The sequence below is a fragment of the Umezawaea sp. NPDC059074 genome (assembly GCF_042738955.1).
In the GTDB taxonomy this organism is placed as follows: Bacteria; Actinomycetota; Actinomycetes; order Mycobacteriales; family Pseudonocardiaceae; genus Umezawaea.
The window spans coordinates 14,903-30,408 of record NZ_JBHYHC010000116.1; the positions used below are offsets into that span (position 1 = coordinate 14,903).

A 15,506-nucleotide genomic window follows, 5' to 3' on the forward strand; every position below is an offset into this window, starting at 1 on the left:
GTCCTGGTGGGGAAAAAGAATTCCACTCACTTTTGAACCGTCCGTCTTCGCCGTACGTAGCGGTCGCCCTGGGGTGGGATTGGTCCAGTCTGACCAGTTGACCGGATTTGCCGATCTGGTCAACTAGGGGGATGCTGGCCGGGTGGCGGGACGACGGGTGCGGACTGACGACGTCGAGGGACGTCGGGCGCGAGCGGACGCGGTGCTGGCGGCGGCCGGCGGGCTGATCGAGCGGTGGGGCTACGACAAGACCACCGTCGAGGACGTCGCGCGGGCAGCGGGCATCGCCAAGGGGACGGTCTACCTGCACTGGAAGACCAGGGAGGCGCTGTTCGTCGCCGTGCTGCGGCGGGAGCGGGTGCTGATGCTGGAGGCGGTGCGCGACGGGCTGGCGGAACGGCCGGGGCCGCGAGCGCTGTTCCGGCACCTGGCCGCGGCGCTGCTGAGCAGGCCGCTGCTGCGGGCCGTGCTGCTCAACGACCTCGGGGTGCTGGGGCGGCTGGCCGAGCGGATGCGGGCCGGTACCGGCTGGCGGTCGTCGTTCACCGACTACCTGGACACGCTGCGGGAGCACGGCGCGATCGGCGGCGAGTGGGACGAGCGCGCGCAGATCACCCTGGTCAACGCGGCCTACCTCGGCGTGCTGACCACGGCGTCGCTGATGCCGGAGGACGTGCGGCTGTCCGCGGCCGAGCAGGCGGACCTGATCGCCGACACGATCGTCCGCACGCTCGGCCTGACCGACGGCGACGACCCCGCCGCGCTCGACCGCGCGACCGACGCCTACTTCGAGACCGCTTTCGCCGTCGCGAACCGCGAACTGGCCGAAGCGCTGGGGGAGACCCGATGATCCTGGACCTGGCCGACCCGGCCGCCGACCTGCTCACCGTCGGCGGCAAGGGCGAGTCGCTGGCGAAGCTCTCCGCAGCGGGACTGCCGGTGCCGCCGGGCTTCCACGTCACCACCGCGGCCTACCGCGCGTTCGTGGCCGAGAACGGCCTGGCCGCGCGCATCGCGGGCGCGTCGCACCGGGAGGTCGCCGCCCTGTTCGCCGCGCACGACCTGCCGCCCGCCCTCGCGAGCGGCATCGCCGACGCGTACGAGGCGCTGGGCGGGGGAGCCGTCGCGGTCCGCTCGTCGGCCACGGCCGAAGACCTGCCGGACGCCTCCTTCGCGGGCCAGCAGGACACGGTCCTCGACGTCACCGGCACGGCCGAGGTGCTCGACGCGGTCAAGCGCTGCTGGGCCTCGCTGTGGACGGAGCGCGCGGTCGACTACCGCGCCCGCCACGGCGTCGCACCGGACGACGTGGCCATCGCCGTCGTCGTGCAGCGGATGGTCCCGGCGTCGGTCGCGGGCGTCCTGTTCACCGCCGACCCGGTGACCGGCGCGCGGGACCGGATGGTCGTCAACGCCGTGCGCGGGCTCGGCGAGGCGCTGGTGTCCGGCGACGCCGACCCGGAGGTGGTCGTGCTGGACGAGCACGGGATCACCGAACGGCACGGGGACCGGGTGCTGGACGACGGCACCGCGCGGGAACTCGGCGTGCTCGGCAGGCGGATCGAGGACCTGTACGGGCGGCCGATGGACGTCGAGTGGGCGGAGCACGACGGGACGGTCTTCGTCGTGCAGGCCCGGCCGATCACCGTGGCGGCGCACGAGGAGTGGAACGACAGCCTCGGCGGCGACTACCTGTGGACGTGCGCGAACCTCGGTGAGGCGATCCCGAGCGTGATGACTCCCGCGACCTGGTCGTTGGTGGAGGTCTTCATGTCCGAGGTGATGTCGGTGCCGAGGATCGGGCGGCACCGGATCGACGGCAACATCGGCGGCCGGTTCTACCTGAACCTCAGCCTGGCCACGGCCGCGAGCGCCGCGATGGGCATCGAGAACTTCGCGAAGCGTGCCATGGAACAGGCTTTCGGCCGCTTTCCGACCGATGTGGACATTCCCCACCTGCCGATGAGCCGATGGCAGGTGCTGCGGGACATGCTGCCGACCGCCGTGGGGTTCCTGCGCCGGATCCGGCCGTACCAGAAGGACCTGCCCGCGCTCGTGGCGAACGCCCGGCGGCGGTCGGACGACCTGCGGCGGCGGCTCGCGACGGCCACCGACCTGACGACGGTGTGGCGCGCGGAGGTCGACCCGCTGCTGCGCGACACCAGCCGGATGCTCGCGGCGGGGGCGAGGCTGGACGGCGCGGGGCTCGTGCGGATCCGGCCGTGGCTGCTCAAGCTCGTGGACGAGAGCGACGCCACCGCGCTGTTGACCGGCCTGCACACGACCGCCGGTCCGCTGGCCAGCCTCGGGCCGGTGGTGGGGCTGGACCAGGTGGCGCGCGGCGAGATCAGCCGCGAGGACTACGTCCGCGACTGGGGCCACCGCTGCCCGGACGAGTTCGAGGTGTCCGTGCCGCGGCCCGCCGAGGACCCGGCGTGGCTCGACCGGGAGATCGAGGGCGTGCGGGGCGCGGTGACCGACGTGCGCACGCTGCTGGATCGGCAGCGACAGGCCCGCGCCGAGGCGCTGGACCGCTTCCGCGCCCGGCACCCGCGCAAGGTCGCCACGCTGGAGAAGCGCATGGCCCGCGCGGGCGAGGCCGCACGGGGTCGGGAGGCCGGGCGGTCCGAGGTGATCCGCGCGTTCTGGGTGCTTCGGGCGTTCTTCCTGCGCGCGGGCGAGGTGACCGGCGTGGGCGACGACGTGTTCTTCCTGTCCGCGACCGAACTGCTCACCGTGCTGGACGGCGACCGGACGCCGCTGGACCGGGTCGCGGCCCGCCGCGAGACCCACCGGCGCTACGCCGCCCTGCCGCCGTACCCCACGCTGGTGCGCGGCCACTTCGACCCGTTCCGCTGGGCCGCCTCGCCGGACCGCCGCGTGGACGTGTTCGACGAGACCCGCGACGTGGCGCCGCTCGGCGACGCGGTCACCGGCTTCCCCGGCGCGGCCGGGATCGTCGAGGGCGTGGTGCGGGTCGTGGCGTCGGTGGCCGACGGCGACGCGCTGGAGACCGGCGAGGTCCTGGTGACCACCGTGACCAACATCGGCTGGACGCCCCTGTTCCCGCGCGCGGCGGCCGTGGTCACCGACATCGGCGCGCCCCTCTCGCACGCGGCGATCGTGGCGCGCGAACTGGGCATCCCGGCCGTCGTCGGCACCGGCAACGCGACGCTCCGGCTGCGCACCGGCGACCGCGTGCGCGTCGACGGCGGTCGCGGCACGGTCGAGGTGCTCACCGGCTGAGCTACTCGGCCCCCTGGTGGGCGCGGCGGACCTCCTCGACGGCCCAGGTCGCCCACTCCTCCTGCATCGCCGCGTACCGCAGTGCCCACTCCAGCGCGAGCCGCCCGTACACGGCCAGCGGGCCGCTCTCCGGGTTGATCGTCTTGGCCAGCTCGCTCAGCTCGGTCCGCAGGTCGACGGCGACGGCCGCGCGTCCCCGCAGGTAGTCCTCCGCCTCCCGCGGGGTCAGCATCCCCAGGAAGAACACCCGCAGCAGCACCTCGCTGCGCCGGTTCGGCGCGGGCGGGACCTCCCCGAGCCAGTGCCGCAGCTCGGCCCGGCCCTCGGGCGTGATCGCGTACTCCTTGCGGCCGCGCGGGCCCTCGGCGGCGACCGTGACGAGACCGGCGTCGGCCAGTTTGCCCAGCTCGCCGTAGAGCTGGCTCTGCGTGGCGGGCCACACGTTCGCGAGGGATTCCCGGAACGACTGGAGCAGGTCGTACCCGCTCGCGGGTCCGTAGGTCAGCAGGCCAAGGGTCGCGTGTTTGAGGCTCACGGCACGAGCATAGTCCATCCTTGACATGTCTGAGTAGGAACGTCTAACTTCCACCTGTCACTACTGACATGTGAAACGGAGTGCCTCCCATGACCGCCCTGACCAGCGGCACCACCGGCAAGGCGGGCGTTCGCACGCTCGTCGGCCTGATCCTCGCGGTGTCGATGACCACCATCGACCAGACGATCGTGGCGCTGTCCGCGCCGACGATCCAAAGCCAGCTGGGCCTCACCCACGACGGCATCCAGTGGGCCGTCAACGCCTACCTGCTGGCCACGGCGGCGGCCTTCCTGCTCGGCGGCAGACTCGCGGACGTCTTCGGCCACAAGCGGATGGTCCTTATCGGCACCGCCGCGTTCGGCGTCACGTCGCTGCTGTGCGGCCTGGCACCGGCGGGCGACCTCGCCGAGGCGTGGCTGGTCGGCGCGCGGGTGCTCCAGGGCGTGAGCGGCGCGATCATGTTCCCCGCCGCCATCGGCATCCTGGTGCAGAGCTTCCCCCGCGAGAGCCGGGGCAAGGCGATGGCGATGTTCTTCGCGATCACCGGCGCGATGACGTCCGTCGGCCCGATCGCGGGCGGCTACCTCGCGGCGTGGACGTGGCGCTCGATCTTCTGGGTCAACGTGCCGATCGCGGTCGCCGCGATGGTCGTCGTCTGGCTCTCCGCGGCTCCCTCGCCCCGGCGCGCCGAGCGCATCGACTGGATCGGCGCCGTGCTGGTCGCGCTGGGCATGGGCCTGCTGGTGTTCGGGTTGCAGCAGGCCAGCGGGTGGGGCTGGACGTCCCCCGGTGTGCTCGCCGCGCTGGTCGGCGGCGTCGTGTTCCTGGCCGCGTTCGCCCGGTACGAGCTGACCACCCACGAGCCGCTGGTGAACCTGAGGGTGTTCCGCGACCGCGGTTTCACCATCGCCACCCTGGCCACGATGGTCGCCTCGGTCGCGTTCATCGCGGTGTTCTTCTTCCTCAGCGTCTACGGCCAGGTGTCGCTCGGGCTGTCCGCGACCGCCACCGGCCTGCTGTTCCTCAAGCTGTTCCTCGGGTTCGTGATCGCCTCGCGGTTCGGCTCGTCGATGTTCGACCGCGTCGGCGCCCGCCCGGTGCTGGCGATCGGCGGCGCGCTCAGCCTCGCCGGGTTCGGCTGGCTCGCGGCCATCGCGACCGACCTGGACTTCGACGCCTCCGCGTTCTTCAACCAGCAGACCTGGCCCATCGCGCTGGCCGGGGCGGGCGTGGGCTTCATGCTCAGCGCGGCGAGCGCGGACGCGGTGAACCGGGCCATCGGCGCCTCTTACGGCGAGGTCACGGCCCTGTCGCAGTCGATGCGGAACTTCGGCGGCGCGTTCGGCATGGCCGTGTTCACCACGCTCGTCACCAGTCAGCTCACGACCAAGCTCACCACGTCCTTCGAGGCCATGGGCGCGACCGCGGCGGACGCCCGCAAGGCCGTCGACCTCGTGACCGGTGCGGGCGGCGAGAGCGGTGGAGCGCCGTCGGCGGTGCGGGACCAGGTGATGGCCGCCGTGCGCACGGACTACGCGGCCGCGGCGCAGTGGGCGTTCGGCGGGATGGCGCTCGCGATGGCGGTCCTGCTCGTCCTCGCCGCCCTCTACCCCCGCGACCGCCGCGAAACCGCCTGATTGCGGAAACGCCGTCCGCCACCCCTGCTATGCCGGAGGTCGGACAACGGTGGAGGAAGTGCCATGACGAGCCTCTCGCCCGACCTCTTCTCGATGGAGTACTACGCCGACCCGTTCCCCACGCTCGCGTGGCTGCGGGAGAACCGGCCCGCGGCCGAGGTGGCGCTGCCGTTCGCGGACCTGGACCTGTGGCTGCTGACCAGGCACGACGACATCCGGGCGCTGTCGACGGACCTGCGGCTCAGCGCGGACACCCGGTCGGCGGGGGAGCGGTTCCTCGCCTCGGGACTGGCGATGGGCGTCGGCACGGGGTGGGAGCGGGCGTTCGTGCTCGACCCGCCGGACCACACGCGGCAGCGGCGGGTGGTCGGCGGGACGCTCACCCCTCGGGTCATCGCCGGGTGGGAGGCGGTCATCGCCGAGACCGCCTCGACCCTGCTGGACGCGATGGCCGAGGAGGACGAGCCGGACGTGCTGCGCTCGTTCGGCTACCCGCTGGCCATCACGACCATCGGCACGGTGCTGGGCTCGCCGCAGTCCGACCACGAGAAGCTGCGCGGCTGGTCGGACGCGGCGACCAGCCCGGACCGCGAGGCCGCGAACGCGGCACTGCTGGCGACGCTGGACTACGTGCGCGGCCAGATGGAGGTCAAGCGCGGTCAACCAGGTGACGACCTGCTGTCGTTGCTGCTGCGGGCGTCCGACGGCGAGGACGGGCTGGACGACGACGAGGTCGCGGCCGTCGCGGCGAACCTGCTCGGCGCGGCGTACGACACGACGGCGAACTTCTTCGCCAACGCCGTCGTCGCGCTGCTCGACCACCCCGACCAGCCGCGCGGCATCGTGACGGACCGGGCCGTGGAGGAACTGCTGCGCCACTCCGGGCCGGTCGTGCTGTCGCCGGTGTTCCGGTTCGCGCTGGAACCGGTCGAGCTGCACGGCGTCACGATCCCGAAGGGGGCGACGATCGGGTTCCTCGTCGCCGCGGGCAACCGCGACCCGGAGGTCTACCCCGATCCGAACCGGTTGCGGATCGCCCGGACCGACCCGCCGCACCTGTCGTTCGGCTACGGGCCGCACCACTGCGTCGGCGCGGCGCTGGCCAGGCTGGAGGCCAGGATCGGGTTGACCGCGCTGTTCACCCGCTTCCCGGAACTCGGGTTCGGTGTGGACCGCGCCTCGCTGGCGCACCGGATCTCGCCGTTCATGTACGGCTTCGCCGCCCTACCGGTCACCCTCGGCTGAGGCCAGGAAGTCGGCGAACAGCCGGGCGGCCTCGGCGTCGGTGAACGCCGCGGTCGCCTCGCCCACGACCACCTCCACCACGGCCAGCCCCGGCACGTCGGTTTCGTCGGCGCGCTGGAACAGCCACGTGCCGGTGCGTTCGGCGAACCGCAGGTGCGCGTCCCGCAGCGCCTCTACCGCGCCGGGCAGGAACACCCGGAACCCGTTGGTCTGCGGCCTGCTCACGGTCAGCCCGTCGACCTCGGCGATCGCCGCCGCCAGGGTCGTCGCGCGCTCGAGGTAGGCCGCCATCCGCGGCAGGTACCGGTTCAGCCCGTCGATGGCCGCGAGCGCGTACGGGTAGCTCGCGTACACGTTGGCGCCGTGCCTGGTCAGCCACGGCGTGGCCCGCGTGAGGAAGTCCTCCGAGCCGACGAGCGCACAGCCCGCGAGCCCGCCGAGTCCTTTGTAGAACGACACGTACACCGAGTCCGCCAGGTCGGCCAGCTCGGCAAGGTCCCGCCCGTAGTACGGCGCCGACTCCCACAGCCGCGCGCCGTCGAAGTGCAGCGGCACACCGTGCTTGCGGCACCAGTGCGACACCGCGACCAGGTCGTCCCACTCCGGCAGCGCGAACCCGGCGTTGCGCAGCGGCAGCTCCACGACGACCACGCCTAGCGGCTCGCCGACCTGCTCCAGGTGCTCCACGCCGAAACCGCGCCTGCCGCCCAAGCGGATGCCGCGCAACGGGTGCAGCCGCTCGAACGCTCCCAGCTCGTCGTGGTCGAGGTGGCTCAGCGGGTGCAGCGCCACGGTGCCGACGCGGCTGCTGTCCGTCCACGTCCGCAGCGCCGCCTGCTGGGCGATCACGCCCTTGACGACGAACCGCGCGGCGGGCTTGTCCAGCAGCTCGGCGACCCGCCGCTCCAGCACGGCCACGGGGCCGCCGACGCCGTAGACGTCCGGGTAGCCCTCGGACTCCGGCAGGGCGATCAGGCTCGCCAGCCGCTCGCGCGTGGTCGGCTCCTCGTGGCCGGACAGCGAGCGGGTGCAGTTCCGGCGGACCTGGTGGCGCTTCTCGACATCGGACACCGCCTCACCGTGCCACACCTGGGCCGATCGGGGTCACCCGATTCCGCAGGACACCCAGCGCGCGCTGTCCGGTTGCTCCACGCAGAACGGCCGGGCCGCGCTCGTGGCCGTGGTGCGCAACGGGGTCCCGTCGTCGTCGACCACGAGTTCACCCGCGCCCACCCCCGAGCGCCACGGGACGCGCAGCCGCCACTCGACGTCGTCGGTGGTCGACACGGGCCGGATCACGAAGCGGTCCGGCGCGGTGCCGGTGACCCGGTAGGGGAAGTCGGCGGGAGCGCCGTCGGGGCCGAGCACCGCCGTGGGCTCGTCCAGGTCGACCGTGAGCACCCCGGACACGGGGGCGGGGTCGCACGGCACGGGCAGGAACACGCCCGGCAGCGCGGTGCGGCGGCTGACCACCTCCACGACCGGCTGGTCGAGCACGATCGCGCCGCCGGTCAGGCCGCGCACCGTGACGGTGACCGTGCCACCGCTGCCCAGCACCGACCCCGATGGCCTGCCCGCCATCGGGATCGGCGCGTCGCCCGCGTCCGGCACGACCCAGCCCGACGCGCAGTGGTCCCGCACGCCGATGCTGGTGACGGCCGCGATCCGGCCCTCGGGGGAGAGGACCGACGTCCACACGTAGACGCTCGCGAGGAACAACAGCGTGATGACCCCGGAGACCGCGAACGGCTGGGGCCGTTCCCGCCTCGCGCACCTCGATCGGGTCACCATGGTCCTGACATCGGGTCCGGTGCCGTCCGTGTAACGGTGGGATGTCGGCGCCGGTGCGGTCGTTCTGCCTTGGCGGGCATCCTGACCAGCGAGGACGTGGATGTTGGACAGTCGTCCAGTTCACCCGGAAGGCGCAGTGCCTCCACTGTGGACGGTTAAACGACTTGCGCCGGGGCTTATCGTGGAGGCATGTCGGTGCACCCGCAGCACGTCGCCGCGGCCGCGCGAGCTCTCCGCTCGTCGGTCGCCGCCGCTGCCTGACCCGACATCCCCCGGCGACCGGAAACGGTCCGTCGGTTCGGCCCCTTTCCGGTTGCCCCCTTCTCCGGAAAAGGACTACCGCCATGGACTCCCGGCACGTCGTCGACACGTTCCTCGACTTCTTCACCTCCCGCGGCCACCGCCGCGTCACGGGCACCACGCTGCTGCCACCACCCGGTGACCCCGTGCTGTTCACGACGTCCGGGATGCACCCGTTGACGCCGTACCTCGAAGGCCGCCCGCACCCGCTGGGGGACCGGCTCGTCAACGTGCAGCGCTGCCTGCGCACGACCGACCTCGACGAGGTCGGCGACCCGACGCACCTGACCGTGTTCGAGATGCTCGGCTCGTGGTCGTTGGGCTCCTACGACGGGCGGCAAAGCCTGCGGTGGGGCCACGAGCTGCTGTGCGACGGCTTCGGCGTCGATCCGGGGCTCTTGCACGTGACGGTGTTCGGCGGCGACGGGCAGGTCGGACCGGACACCCGGTCGATCGACACGTGGACCTCGCTCGGCGTGCCGGTGGAGCTGACCGGGTCGGAGAACTGGTGGTCCAACGGGCCGACCGGGCCGTGCGGGCCGGACAGCGAGGTGTTCGTGTGGACCGGCGACGGGCCGCCGACCGGCACACCCACCACGGACGACCGGTGGATGGAGGTGTGGAACCACGTCATGATGCGCTACCGGCGAGGGTCGGACGGGTCGCTCAGCCCGTTGTCGGAGTCCACCGTGGACACCGGGATGGGGCTGGAACGGCTGTTGATGGTGCTCCAGGGCAAGCTGTCGGTGTTCGAGACCGACCTGCTGTCCGGGTGGGTGCTGCCGTGGGACCTGCCCGACCCGCGCCCGGTCGTGGACCACCTGCGCTCCGGCGTGGTCGTCATCGGCGACGGCGTGACCCCGTCGAACACCGGCCGCGGGTACGTGCTGCGCAGGCTGCTGCGCCGCACGTTGACGACCCTGTGGCGCGAGGACCCCTCGCACACCCTGTCGGACCTGCCGGAACCGCTGGTGCGCGGGACGTTGACGCACTTCGGCCAGACGTCGGACCGGGTGTTCGAGGTGCTGCGCGACGAGGAACGCCGGTTCCGCTCGCTGATGACCCGCGGCCGTTCCCTCGTGTCGCGCTACCGCGGTCCGCTGACCGAGGACGACCTCCGGTACCTGCACGAGACCCACGGCATCCCGCGTGACCTGGTGGAAGTGCTCAGGACGTCCTAAGTCGGTTGAGCTTCCAGCGGGTGGAAGGTGCAGGTTGGTGGCCATGGACGACGGCGCGGAGCTCTTCACGATCGGGCAGTTGGCCCGGTTGACCGGGTTGCGGGCGCGCACCATCCGGTTCTGGTCGGACAACGGGGCGGTGCCGCCCACGACCCGGTCGGCGGGCGGCTACCGGCTCTACGACGCGGCGGCCGTGGCCAGGCTGGACCTGGTCCGGACGCTGCGCGACCTCGGGCTCGGGCTCGACGAGGTCCACCGGGTGCTGGACCGGCAGGTCGACCTGGCCGACGTGGCCGCGGTGCACGTCCGAGCTCTGGACGCCGAGATGCGCGCCCTGCGGCTGCGCCGCGCCGTCCTGAACGCGGTCGCCCAGCGCCGCGGCACACCAGAGGGGATGGCACTGATGCACAGGTTGGCCACGCTGTCGGCGCGGGAACGGCAGCGGATCATCGACGACTTCATCGGCGGCGTGTTCGCCGACGTGCGGAGCGAGGACGCGGCGATCGTCGCGGAGTGGATGCGCGAACTGCCGGACGACCCGAGCCCCGAGCAGGTCGACGCGTGGGTGGAACTGGCCGAACTCGTCGCGGACGAGGACTTCGGGCGGAAGCTCCGGCACGTCGTGCTCCACGGCGGGGGGAGCGAGCGCCTGGAGTTCGGCCTCGCCATCCGGCCCGTCGTCCTGGAGCACGCAGGCGGGGCAGTCGAGGAGGGGATCGCGGCCGACTCGGCCCTCGGGCGGGTGGTGCTGGACCGGATCGTCCCGCCCGACGAGCCTTCTTCGGACCTGGTCGCCTGGCTGGAGGTCGTCGTCGACGCCAGGATCGAGCGCTACTGGCAGTTGCTGAGCCTCGTGAACGGACGGGTCCCCGGCCCGCCGACCGTGCCCGCGTTCCAGTGGCTGCTCGCCGCGCTGCGCGCGCACCGGGCGGGTTAGGGGCCCCAGCGTTTCGCCGGAACGGCAGGTCGCGGGCACGCCCGGCCGCATAATCGGGCCGTGACGATGCCCGCGGCCCGCCTGAACCTCACCACGCTGGAGTTCGCCGTGGAGGAGGTGCCGATCCCCGAGCCCGGCCCAGACGAGGTGCTGGTGGCCGTGGCGGCGGCCGGGGTGTGCCTGTCCGACCTGCACCTGATCGACGGCACGCTCCGGGTGTGGAACAACGACCAGCCGAAGCTGACGCTGGGCCACGAGGTCGCGGGCACGGTCGCCGTGCTCGGCTCGAACGTGCCGCCATCGGTGACGGTCGGCCGCCGGGTGATCCTCCAGGCAGGCCAGACGTGCGGCCGCTGCGAACTGTGCGTCCGCCAACGCCCGTGCCTGACGGGCTTGACGAGGGGCGTGAACTACGACGGCGGCTGGGCGAAGTACGCACTGGCCAGGCACGACACCCTGGTGCCGATCCCGGACCACCTGCCGTTCGACGAGGCCGCCATCATCCCCGACGCCGTGTCCACGCCGTACGCCGCGATCAACGCCACCGCCGGAGTCCGCCCCGCCCAGTCCGCGGGCGTGTGGGGCATCGGCGGCCTGGGCGCACACGCCGTGCAGTTGCTTCGCCTCATCGGAGCCGCCCCGATCATCGCCGTCGACCCGCTCCCGACCGCCCGCGACCGCGCCTTGGCCTTCGGAGCCGACCTGGCCTTGGACCCAGCCGACCCCGACTTCACCAGCCGCGTCCTCACCGCCACCGGCGGCCGGGGCCTGGACTACGCGTTCGACTTCGCGGGCGTGCCCGCCGTACGCGAGCAAGCCGTCGGGTCGTTGGGCATCGCGGGCGCGTTGGTCCTGGTGGGTTTGGTCGGCGGTCCCCTGACCCTGGCGGACGGTATCGGCTTCAGCGTCCGCGGCCAACGCCTACTGGGCCACTACGGCTCCACCCCGGAAGACGTCGAGGCCTTGGTGGGCCTCACCGCCTACCACCGCTTGGACTTCGCCGACTCGATCAGCGGCCACGTCCCCCTCACGGAGGCGGCAGACGCGGTCCGCATGCTGGCAACCCGAACAGGCGACCCCATCCGCCTGGTCCTGATCCCCTGACCCCGGCGGGAGCCGGCCACGGCCAGGTCGGCCGTCGGCTGCGTTCGGGCTCGGTACGGCTCGCTCTACCCGGACACGGGTTGGCGGCGCTTCCACCGGTCGCTGCCGGCTGTTGCACGGCTTGAGGGACGTTGTCTGGCGCCCGGTCGATCCGCGGCTTCGCCGGGGGTGTTCCGGCTGGTCGGTGTGGTGGACACCTGGTCCTCCGTTGTGGGGACCGGGTGTCGTGGTCAGGGTTTGCGGCCTACTGCCGCGTAGACGTCTTCGGGGCTGGTGTCGTAGTCGACTTCGGGGTGCCAGTGCGGGGCGCTGACGATGCCGGGGGCGAGGACTTCCAGGCCGTCGAACATGGTGGAGAACTCCGCGTGGGAGCGGAAGTACATCGGGTCGCGGCTGTTCTTCATCGCTTCCACCACCGCGGCCATCTCCTCGGGTTTGCCGTCGGCCGTCAGGTGGGACAGGGCGACCAGGCTCTCCGAGGGGAGTGCCTCGATGTACTGGGCGAGCACCTCGCGCGGCTTCTTCTCGTCCGGGATGAAGTGCAGCACCGCCACCATGAGCAGGCCGACGGGCTTGCTGAAGTCCAGCAACTCCCGCACGGCCGGAGCGGACAGGACGCGGTCCGGCTTGGTCGCGTCGGCCGCGACGACGGTCGCGTTGTCGTTGCCCTGCAACAGCAGTTCGCTGTGCGTGACGGCGACCTCGTCGTAGTCCACGTAGACCACGCGCGCGTTCGGGTCGGCCTGCTGCGCGATCTCGTGGACGTTGCCGACCGTCGGGATGCCCGACCCCAGGTCGAGGAACTGGGTGATGCCCTGCTCGATCATGAACAGCACCGCGCGCCGCAGGAACGCCCTGTTCGACCCGGCGATCTGGCCGCCGTTCGGCAGGACCCGCAACACCTTCTCACCCACGACCCGGTCGATCGCGAAGTTGTGCCCGCCGCCCAGCAGGTAGTCGTAGACCCTGGCGGCACTGGGCAACTCGGTGTTGATCGAGTCCGGCACCCAGGTGGGACGATCGGTCATCGCGCACCTCGCACTAGTCGGGGCGACGAGCCTATCGGCTCACGATCATGACCCCGGCCCGCACACGCCGTCAGCGCAACAACGCCAACTTCCCGACGAGCTTGTCCACCTTGTTGCGCGGCCCGACGATGCTGACCGCGTAGTAGGTCAGATCAGCGGCGTCCGTGCCCGCGACCGCGGCCAGGTACTCGTCGTACACCCGGCTGGTCTGCGCCTGTTCCGGCATGTCGACGACCAGCAGCCCCTCCTTCGTCAGCGCTTTCGCGCGGATCTCGCCGACCGTCGCGGCGTCCCCGGCCAGGATCGAGCACCCGGTCCACGGCAGACCGGGGTGGTGCGTGCCGGACGCGTCGGTCGTGCCCGGCCCGAGCAGCGTCGGGATGGCGTGCCCGACAGCCGCCGCCAGGCACACGGCGGCGTTCGCGATCAACCCCGCGCCGAGCGCGGTGTCGACGACCACGACCCACTTCAACCGCGCCTCGCGGGTCGGCCGGTCGGTGCGGATCTCGTCGGGTGCGAGCGAGGGGACAACAGCGGTGGTCACGCGACTCCTTCATTCGGCGTTGATCGGTGATCTCCACATGAGTGAAGGCCGATTCGCCGATGTTAAGCTCGAAGTGCGGACTCCGGAATCCTCATCGAACTTAATTCGGCAGAAGGGTCGACATGGCCGAGTTGGACGAACTAGATCAGGCACTCCTGCGGGAACTCCAGCAGGACGCACGGCGCACCAACCGCGAACTCGCCGCCGCCACCGGCGTCTCCCCGTCCACCTCCCTCGAACGCGTCCGCTCCCTCCGCGACCGCGGCGTCATCCGCGGCTTCCTCGTCGACCTCGACCTCGAAGAGGTCGGCCGCCCCGTGCAAGCCCTCATCGCCGTCCGCGTCCGGCCTCCCTCCCGCGTGAACATCGAGGCGTTCCGAGAATGGGCCGCCCGCCTCCCGGAAACCGTGGGGGTGTTCGTCGTCGCGGGCGGCGAGGACTTCCTCCTCCACGTGGCCGTCCCCGACAACAAGCACCTCTACGCGTTCGTCATCGACCGCCTCACCCAGCGGCCTGAGGTGGCGGACGTCCGCACGAGCGTTGTCTACGAACACATTCGCAGCCCTGTGATCGAACCCGCCACCCCGGCTCGACCCCGCCGCTGAGTCCGGCTCGTGGAGATGCTGTGGCGGAGCGCAAGTCAAGGCTTGGGGAACTGGGAGGCCACCTCCGCTGGTGCGTCGAGGAGGTCGGGGGCGACTGTTCCGGTGGCTTGTTCGGTTTCGGCTATGGCGATGGACCTCCCGTTGGGTTCGGAGTCGTAGTTGAGGCCGGTGAACCGGATGTCTGCCAAGTCCAGCAGAGGTGCGGCGAGTGGACGGATGTCGCCGCTGCCCTGTCTGTCCATCACGGACTTGAAAGCCGTCATGTCATGGGTGGTGCGGAAGTCGACCCATGCGATCGAGACGACCGCGCTGTTGCCCTCGGTGTCGCTGACGGTGAGCAGCATTCTTGTCCGAGCCGCCACCTGGTCCGCCGATCCTGCGAGTTGTCATGCGTCGATGGTCGCGAGGGGGTCCGACAAAAACCGGGGGGTTTGGTGGGTCAGGGGGTGGGGTTCACTCGATCGAGTGGAGGCGGTTCAGGAAGTGGCGGGTGAACAGGTAGGCGTCGCCTGGCCAGCGGGCGGAGACGTAGTTGCCGTCCTGGACGGTGAACGCCGGGGAGTCGTCGGTCGCGGTGCCTCGGCGGGAGAGTTCGGTGGGGCCGCGGTGGAACTGGGTGGGGCTGGTCAGGGCTGCGGTGACCTCGTCCTGCACGTAGGCGGGGTAGGTGCGGTAGTAGCGGCCCCTGCGCCACGCGGTGAGGTAGTAGGCGCTGCGCTCCATGTACTTGGGGAGGCAGGTGGTTTGGCGGTCGGCGATCACCGAGCGGCCGGTGCTGTCGTTGGTGCGGGCCAGGGCCAGGACGCCGTGGCAGATGGCTCCTACGGGGCGGTCGAGTCGCCAGAACTCGGCGATCTGGTGTTGGAGGGTGGTGCTGCCGAGGTACTGGCGCATGCCTGGGGCGTGGCCGCCGGGGAGGATCAGGCCGTCGTAGGTGGACGGGGTGAGGTCGGCCCACGGGAGGGGGTGTTGGTAGGCCGGGTCGGTGAGGAGGTCGCGGTAGAAGCGTTGGGGCTCGGGTTCCGCGCCTAGGCGGCCGAAGAGGACGCCGGTGAGGAGGAGGGGGTCGGCGGCTGGGGTGGTGCCGTTCTCGGTGGAGAAGACGACCTCGTGGCCCGCGTCTCGGAGGAGGCGCCAGGGGACGGCTACCTCGGTGACGTCGAAGTCGCGGTCTGGGAGGGGGAGGAGGACGCGCATGGGTGAGGTTTATCAAACGTGGCGCGGGGGTGCTGGAGGGCCTCTGGGCACTGGTGGGGGAGTCCCTTCACTCCGCTCGCGCAATTATTTCAACACCCGTTTTGTCTTTTAAACGGGCGAAACAAGTCGATAAAACACAAAAAGGGGGCGAAGGAG

15 protein-coding genes are annotated in these 15,506 nt (G+C 71.6%); 8 read left to right on the forward strand and 7 right to left on the reverse strand.

Annotation, left to right across the window (positions count from 1 at the left end; all coding sequences use genetic code 11):
• The first annotated feature begins 157 nt into the window (after positions 1 to 157).
• Together ACFWW9_RS35485 and ACFWW9_RS35490 are read left to right on the forward strand one after the other, a co-directional pair.
• On the forward strand, positions 158 to 850 hold the full coding sequence (locus ACFWW9_RS35485) for a TetR/AcrR family transcriptional regulator (protein WP_390386653.1): 693 nt from the start codon (positions 158 to 160) through the stop codon (positions 848 to 850).
• Positions 847 to 3,246: a PEP/pyruvate-binding domain-containing protein gene (locus tag ACFWW9_RS35490; protein ID WP_390386654.1), complete on the forward strand. Its 2,400-nt coding sequence runs from the start codon at positions 847 to 849 to the stop codon at positions 3,244 to 3,246. The genes ACFWW9_RS35485 and ACFWW9_RS35490 overlap by 4 nt, the downstream gene beginning before the upstream one ends.
• A 1-nt stretch (position 3,247) precedes the next feature.
• On the opposite strand, the gene ACFWW9_RS35495 is transcribed toward ACFWW9_RS35490, so the two are convergent.
• The gene (locus ACFWW9_RS35495; protein WP_390386655.1) at positions 3,248 to 3,781 is read right to left on the reverse strand and encodes a PadR family transcriptional regulator; all 534 of its coding nucleotides are present in this window, start codon (positions 3,779 to 3,781) and stop codon (positions 3,248 to 3,250) included.
• Positions 3,782 to 3,870: 89 nt separating this feature from the next.
• On the opposite strand from ACFWW9_RS35495, the gene ACFWW9_RS35500 reads away from it, so the two are divergent.
• Together ACFWW9_RS35500 and ACFWW9_RS35505 are read left to right on the forward strand one after the other, a co-directional pair.
• Positions 3,871 to 5,418, forward strand: coding sequence for a DHA2 family efflux MFS transporter permease subunit (locus tag ACFWW9_RS35500; RefSeq protein WP_390386656.1), 1,548 nt, complete (start codon positions 3,871 to 3,873; stop codon positions 5,416 to 5,418).
• A 63-nt stretch (positions 5,419 to 5,481) separates the two neighbouring features.
• The gene (locus ACFWW9_RS35505) at positions 5,482 to 6,663 is read left to right on the forward strand and encodes a cytochrome P450 (protein ID WP_390386657.1); all 1,182 of its coding nucleotides are present in this window, start codon (positions 5,482 to 5,484) and stop codon (positions 6,661 to 6,663) included.
• On the opposite strand, the gene ACFWW9_RS35510 is transcribed toward ACFWW9_RS35505, so the two are convergent.
• Positions 6,643 to 7,734: a threonine aldolase family protein gene (locus tag ACFWW9_RS35510; RefSeq protein ID WP_390386658.1), complete on the reverse strand. Its 1,092-nt coding sequence runs from the start codon at positions 7,732 to 7,734 to the stop codon at positions 6,643 to 6,645. The two genes, ACFWW9_RS35505 and ACFWW9_RS35510, sit on opposite strands and share 21 nt — an antisense overlap.
• 33 nt (positions 7,735 to 7,767) lie before the next feature.
• Positions 7,768 to 8,451, reverse strand: coding sequence for a hypothetical protein (locus ACFWW9_RS35515; RefSeq protein WP_390386659.1), 684 nt, complete (start codon positions 8,449 to 8,451; stop codon positions 7,768 to 7,770).
• Positions 8,452 to 8,798: 347 nt separating this feature from the next.
• Here ACFWW9_RS35515 and ACFWW9_RS35520 point away from each other — a divergent pair, with 347 nt between their 5' ends.
• From ACFWW9_RS35520 to ACFWW9_RS35530, 3 genes are all read left to right on the forward strand, one after another.
• The gene (locus ACFWW9_RS35520; RefSeq protein ID WP_390386660.1) at positions 8,799 to 9,935 is read left to right on the forward strand and encodes an alanine--tRNA ligase-related protein; all 1,137 of its coding nucleotides are present in this window, start codon (positions 8,799 to 8,801) and stop codon (positions 9,933 to 9,935) included.
• 43 nt (positions 9,936 to 9,978) lie between these two features.
• Positions 9,979 to 10,872: a MerR family transcriptional regulator gene (locus tag ACFWW9_RS35525; RefSeq protein WP_390386668.1), complete on the forward strand. Its 894-nt coding sequence runs from the start codon at positions 9,979 to 9,981 to the stop codon at positions 10,870 to 10,872.
• A gap of 66 nt (positions 10,873 to 10,938) precedes the next feature.
• On the forward strand, positions 10,939 to 11,976 hold the full coding sequence (locus tag ACFWW9_RS35530) for a zinc-binding dehydrogenase (RefSeq protein WP_390386669.1): 1,038 nt from the start codon (positions 10,939 to 10,941) through the stop codon (positions 11,974 to 11,976).
• Positions 11,977 to 12,206: 230 nt separating this feature from the next.
• On the opposite strand, the gene ACFWW9_RS35535 is transcribed toward ACFWW9_RS35530, so the two are convergent.
• On the reverse strand, positions 12,207 to 13,004 hold the full coding sequence (locus ACFWW9_RS35535; protein ID WP_390386661.1) for an SAM-dependent methyltransferase: 798 nt from the start codon (positions 13,002 to 13,004) through the stop codon (positions 12,207 to 12,209).
• Positions 13,005 to 13,074: 70 nt separating this feature from the next.
• A complete protein-coding gene (locus ACFWW9_RS35540) occupies positions 13,075 to 13,548 on the reverse strand; it encodes a DUF2000 domain-containing protein (RefSeq protein WP_390386662.1) in 474 nt (157 codons plus the stop codon).
• Positions 13,549 to 13,670: 122 nt separating this feature from the next.
• Here ACFWW9_RS35540 and ACFWW9_RS35545 point away from each other — a divergent pair, with 122 nt between their 5' ends.
• Positions 13,671 to 14,153: an Lrp/AsnC family transcriptional regulator gene (locus tag ACFWW9_RS35545; RefSeq protein WP_390386663.1), complete on the forward strand. Its 483-nt coding sequence runs from the start codon at positions 13,671 to 13,673 to the stop codon at positions 14,151 to 14,153.
• 35 nt (positions 14,154 to 14,188) lie between these two features.
• On the opposite strand, the gene ACFWW9_RS35550 is transcribed toward ACFWW9_RS35545, so the two are convergent.
• Together ACFWW9_RS35550 and ACFWW9_RS35555 are read right to left on the reverse strand one after the other, a co-directional pair.
• On the reverse strand, positions 14,189 to 14,497 hold the full coding sequence (locus tag ACFWW9_RS35550) for a hypothetical protein (RefSeq protein WP_390386664.1): 309 nt from the start codon (positions 14,495 to 14,497) through the stop codon (positions 14,189 to 14,191).
• 109 nt (positions 14,498 to 14,606) lie between these two features.
• Positions 14,607 to 15,350, reverse strand: a complete 744-nt coding sequence (locus ACFWW9_RS35555) for a type 1 glutamine amidotransferase domain-containing protein (RefSeq protein ID WP_390386666.1) — start codon at positions 15,348 to 15,350, stop codon at positions 14,607 to 14,609.
• Positions 15,351 to 15,506 lie beyond the last annotated feature (156 nt).

Bases quoted from the DNA above. Each gene is read 5' to 3' on its own strand.
- ACFWW9_RS35490 (WP_390386654.1), top strand. From the start codon at position 847: ATGATCCTGGACCTGGCCGACCCGGCCGCCGACCTGCTCACCGTCGGC.
- ACFWW9_RS35500 (WP_390386656.1), top strand. From the start codon at position 3,871: ATGACCGCCCTGACCAGCGGCACCACCGGCAAGGCGGGCGTTCGCACG.
- ACFWW9_RS35505 (WP_390386657.1), top strand. From the start codon at position 5,482: ATGACGAGCCTCTCGCCCGACCTCTTCTCGATGGAGTACTACGCCGAC.
- ACFWW9_RS35520 (WP_390386660.1), top strand. From the start codon at position 8,799: ATGGACTCCCGGCACGTCGTCGACACGTTCCTCGACTTCTTCACCTCC.
- ACFWW9_RS35525 (WP_390386668.1), top strand. From the start codon at position 9,979: ATGGACGACGGCGCGGAGCTCTTCACGATCGGGCAGTTGGCCCGGTTG.
- ACFWW9_RS35530 (WP_390386669.1), top strand. From the start codon at position 10,939: ATGCCCGCGGCCCGCCTGAACCTCACCACGCTGGAGTTCGCCGTGGAG.
- ACFWW9_RS35535 (WP_390386661.1), bottom strand. From the start codon at position 13,004: ATGACCGATCGTCCCACCTGGGTGCCGGACTCGATCAACACCGAGTTG.
- ACFWW9_RS35545 (WP_390386663.1), top strand. From the start codon at position 13,671: ATGGCCGAGTTGGACGAACTAGATCAGGCACTCCTGCGGGAACTCCAG.
- ACFWW9_RS35550 (WP_390386664.1), bottom strand. From the start codon at position 14,497: ATGCTGCTCACCGTCAGCGACACCGAGGGCAACAGCGCGGTCGTCTCG.
- ACFWW9_RS35555 (WP_390386666.1), bottom strand. From the start codon at position 15,350: ATGCGCGTCCTCCTCCCCCTCCCAGACCGCGACTTCGACGTCACCGAG.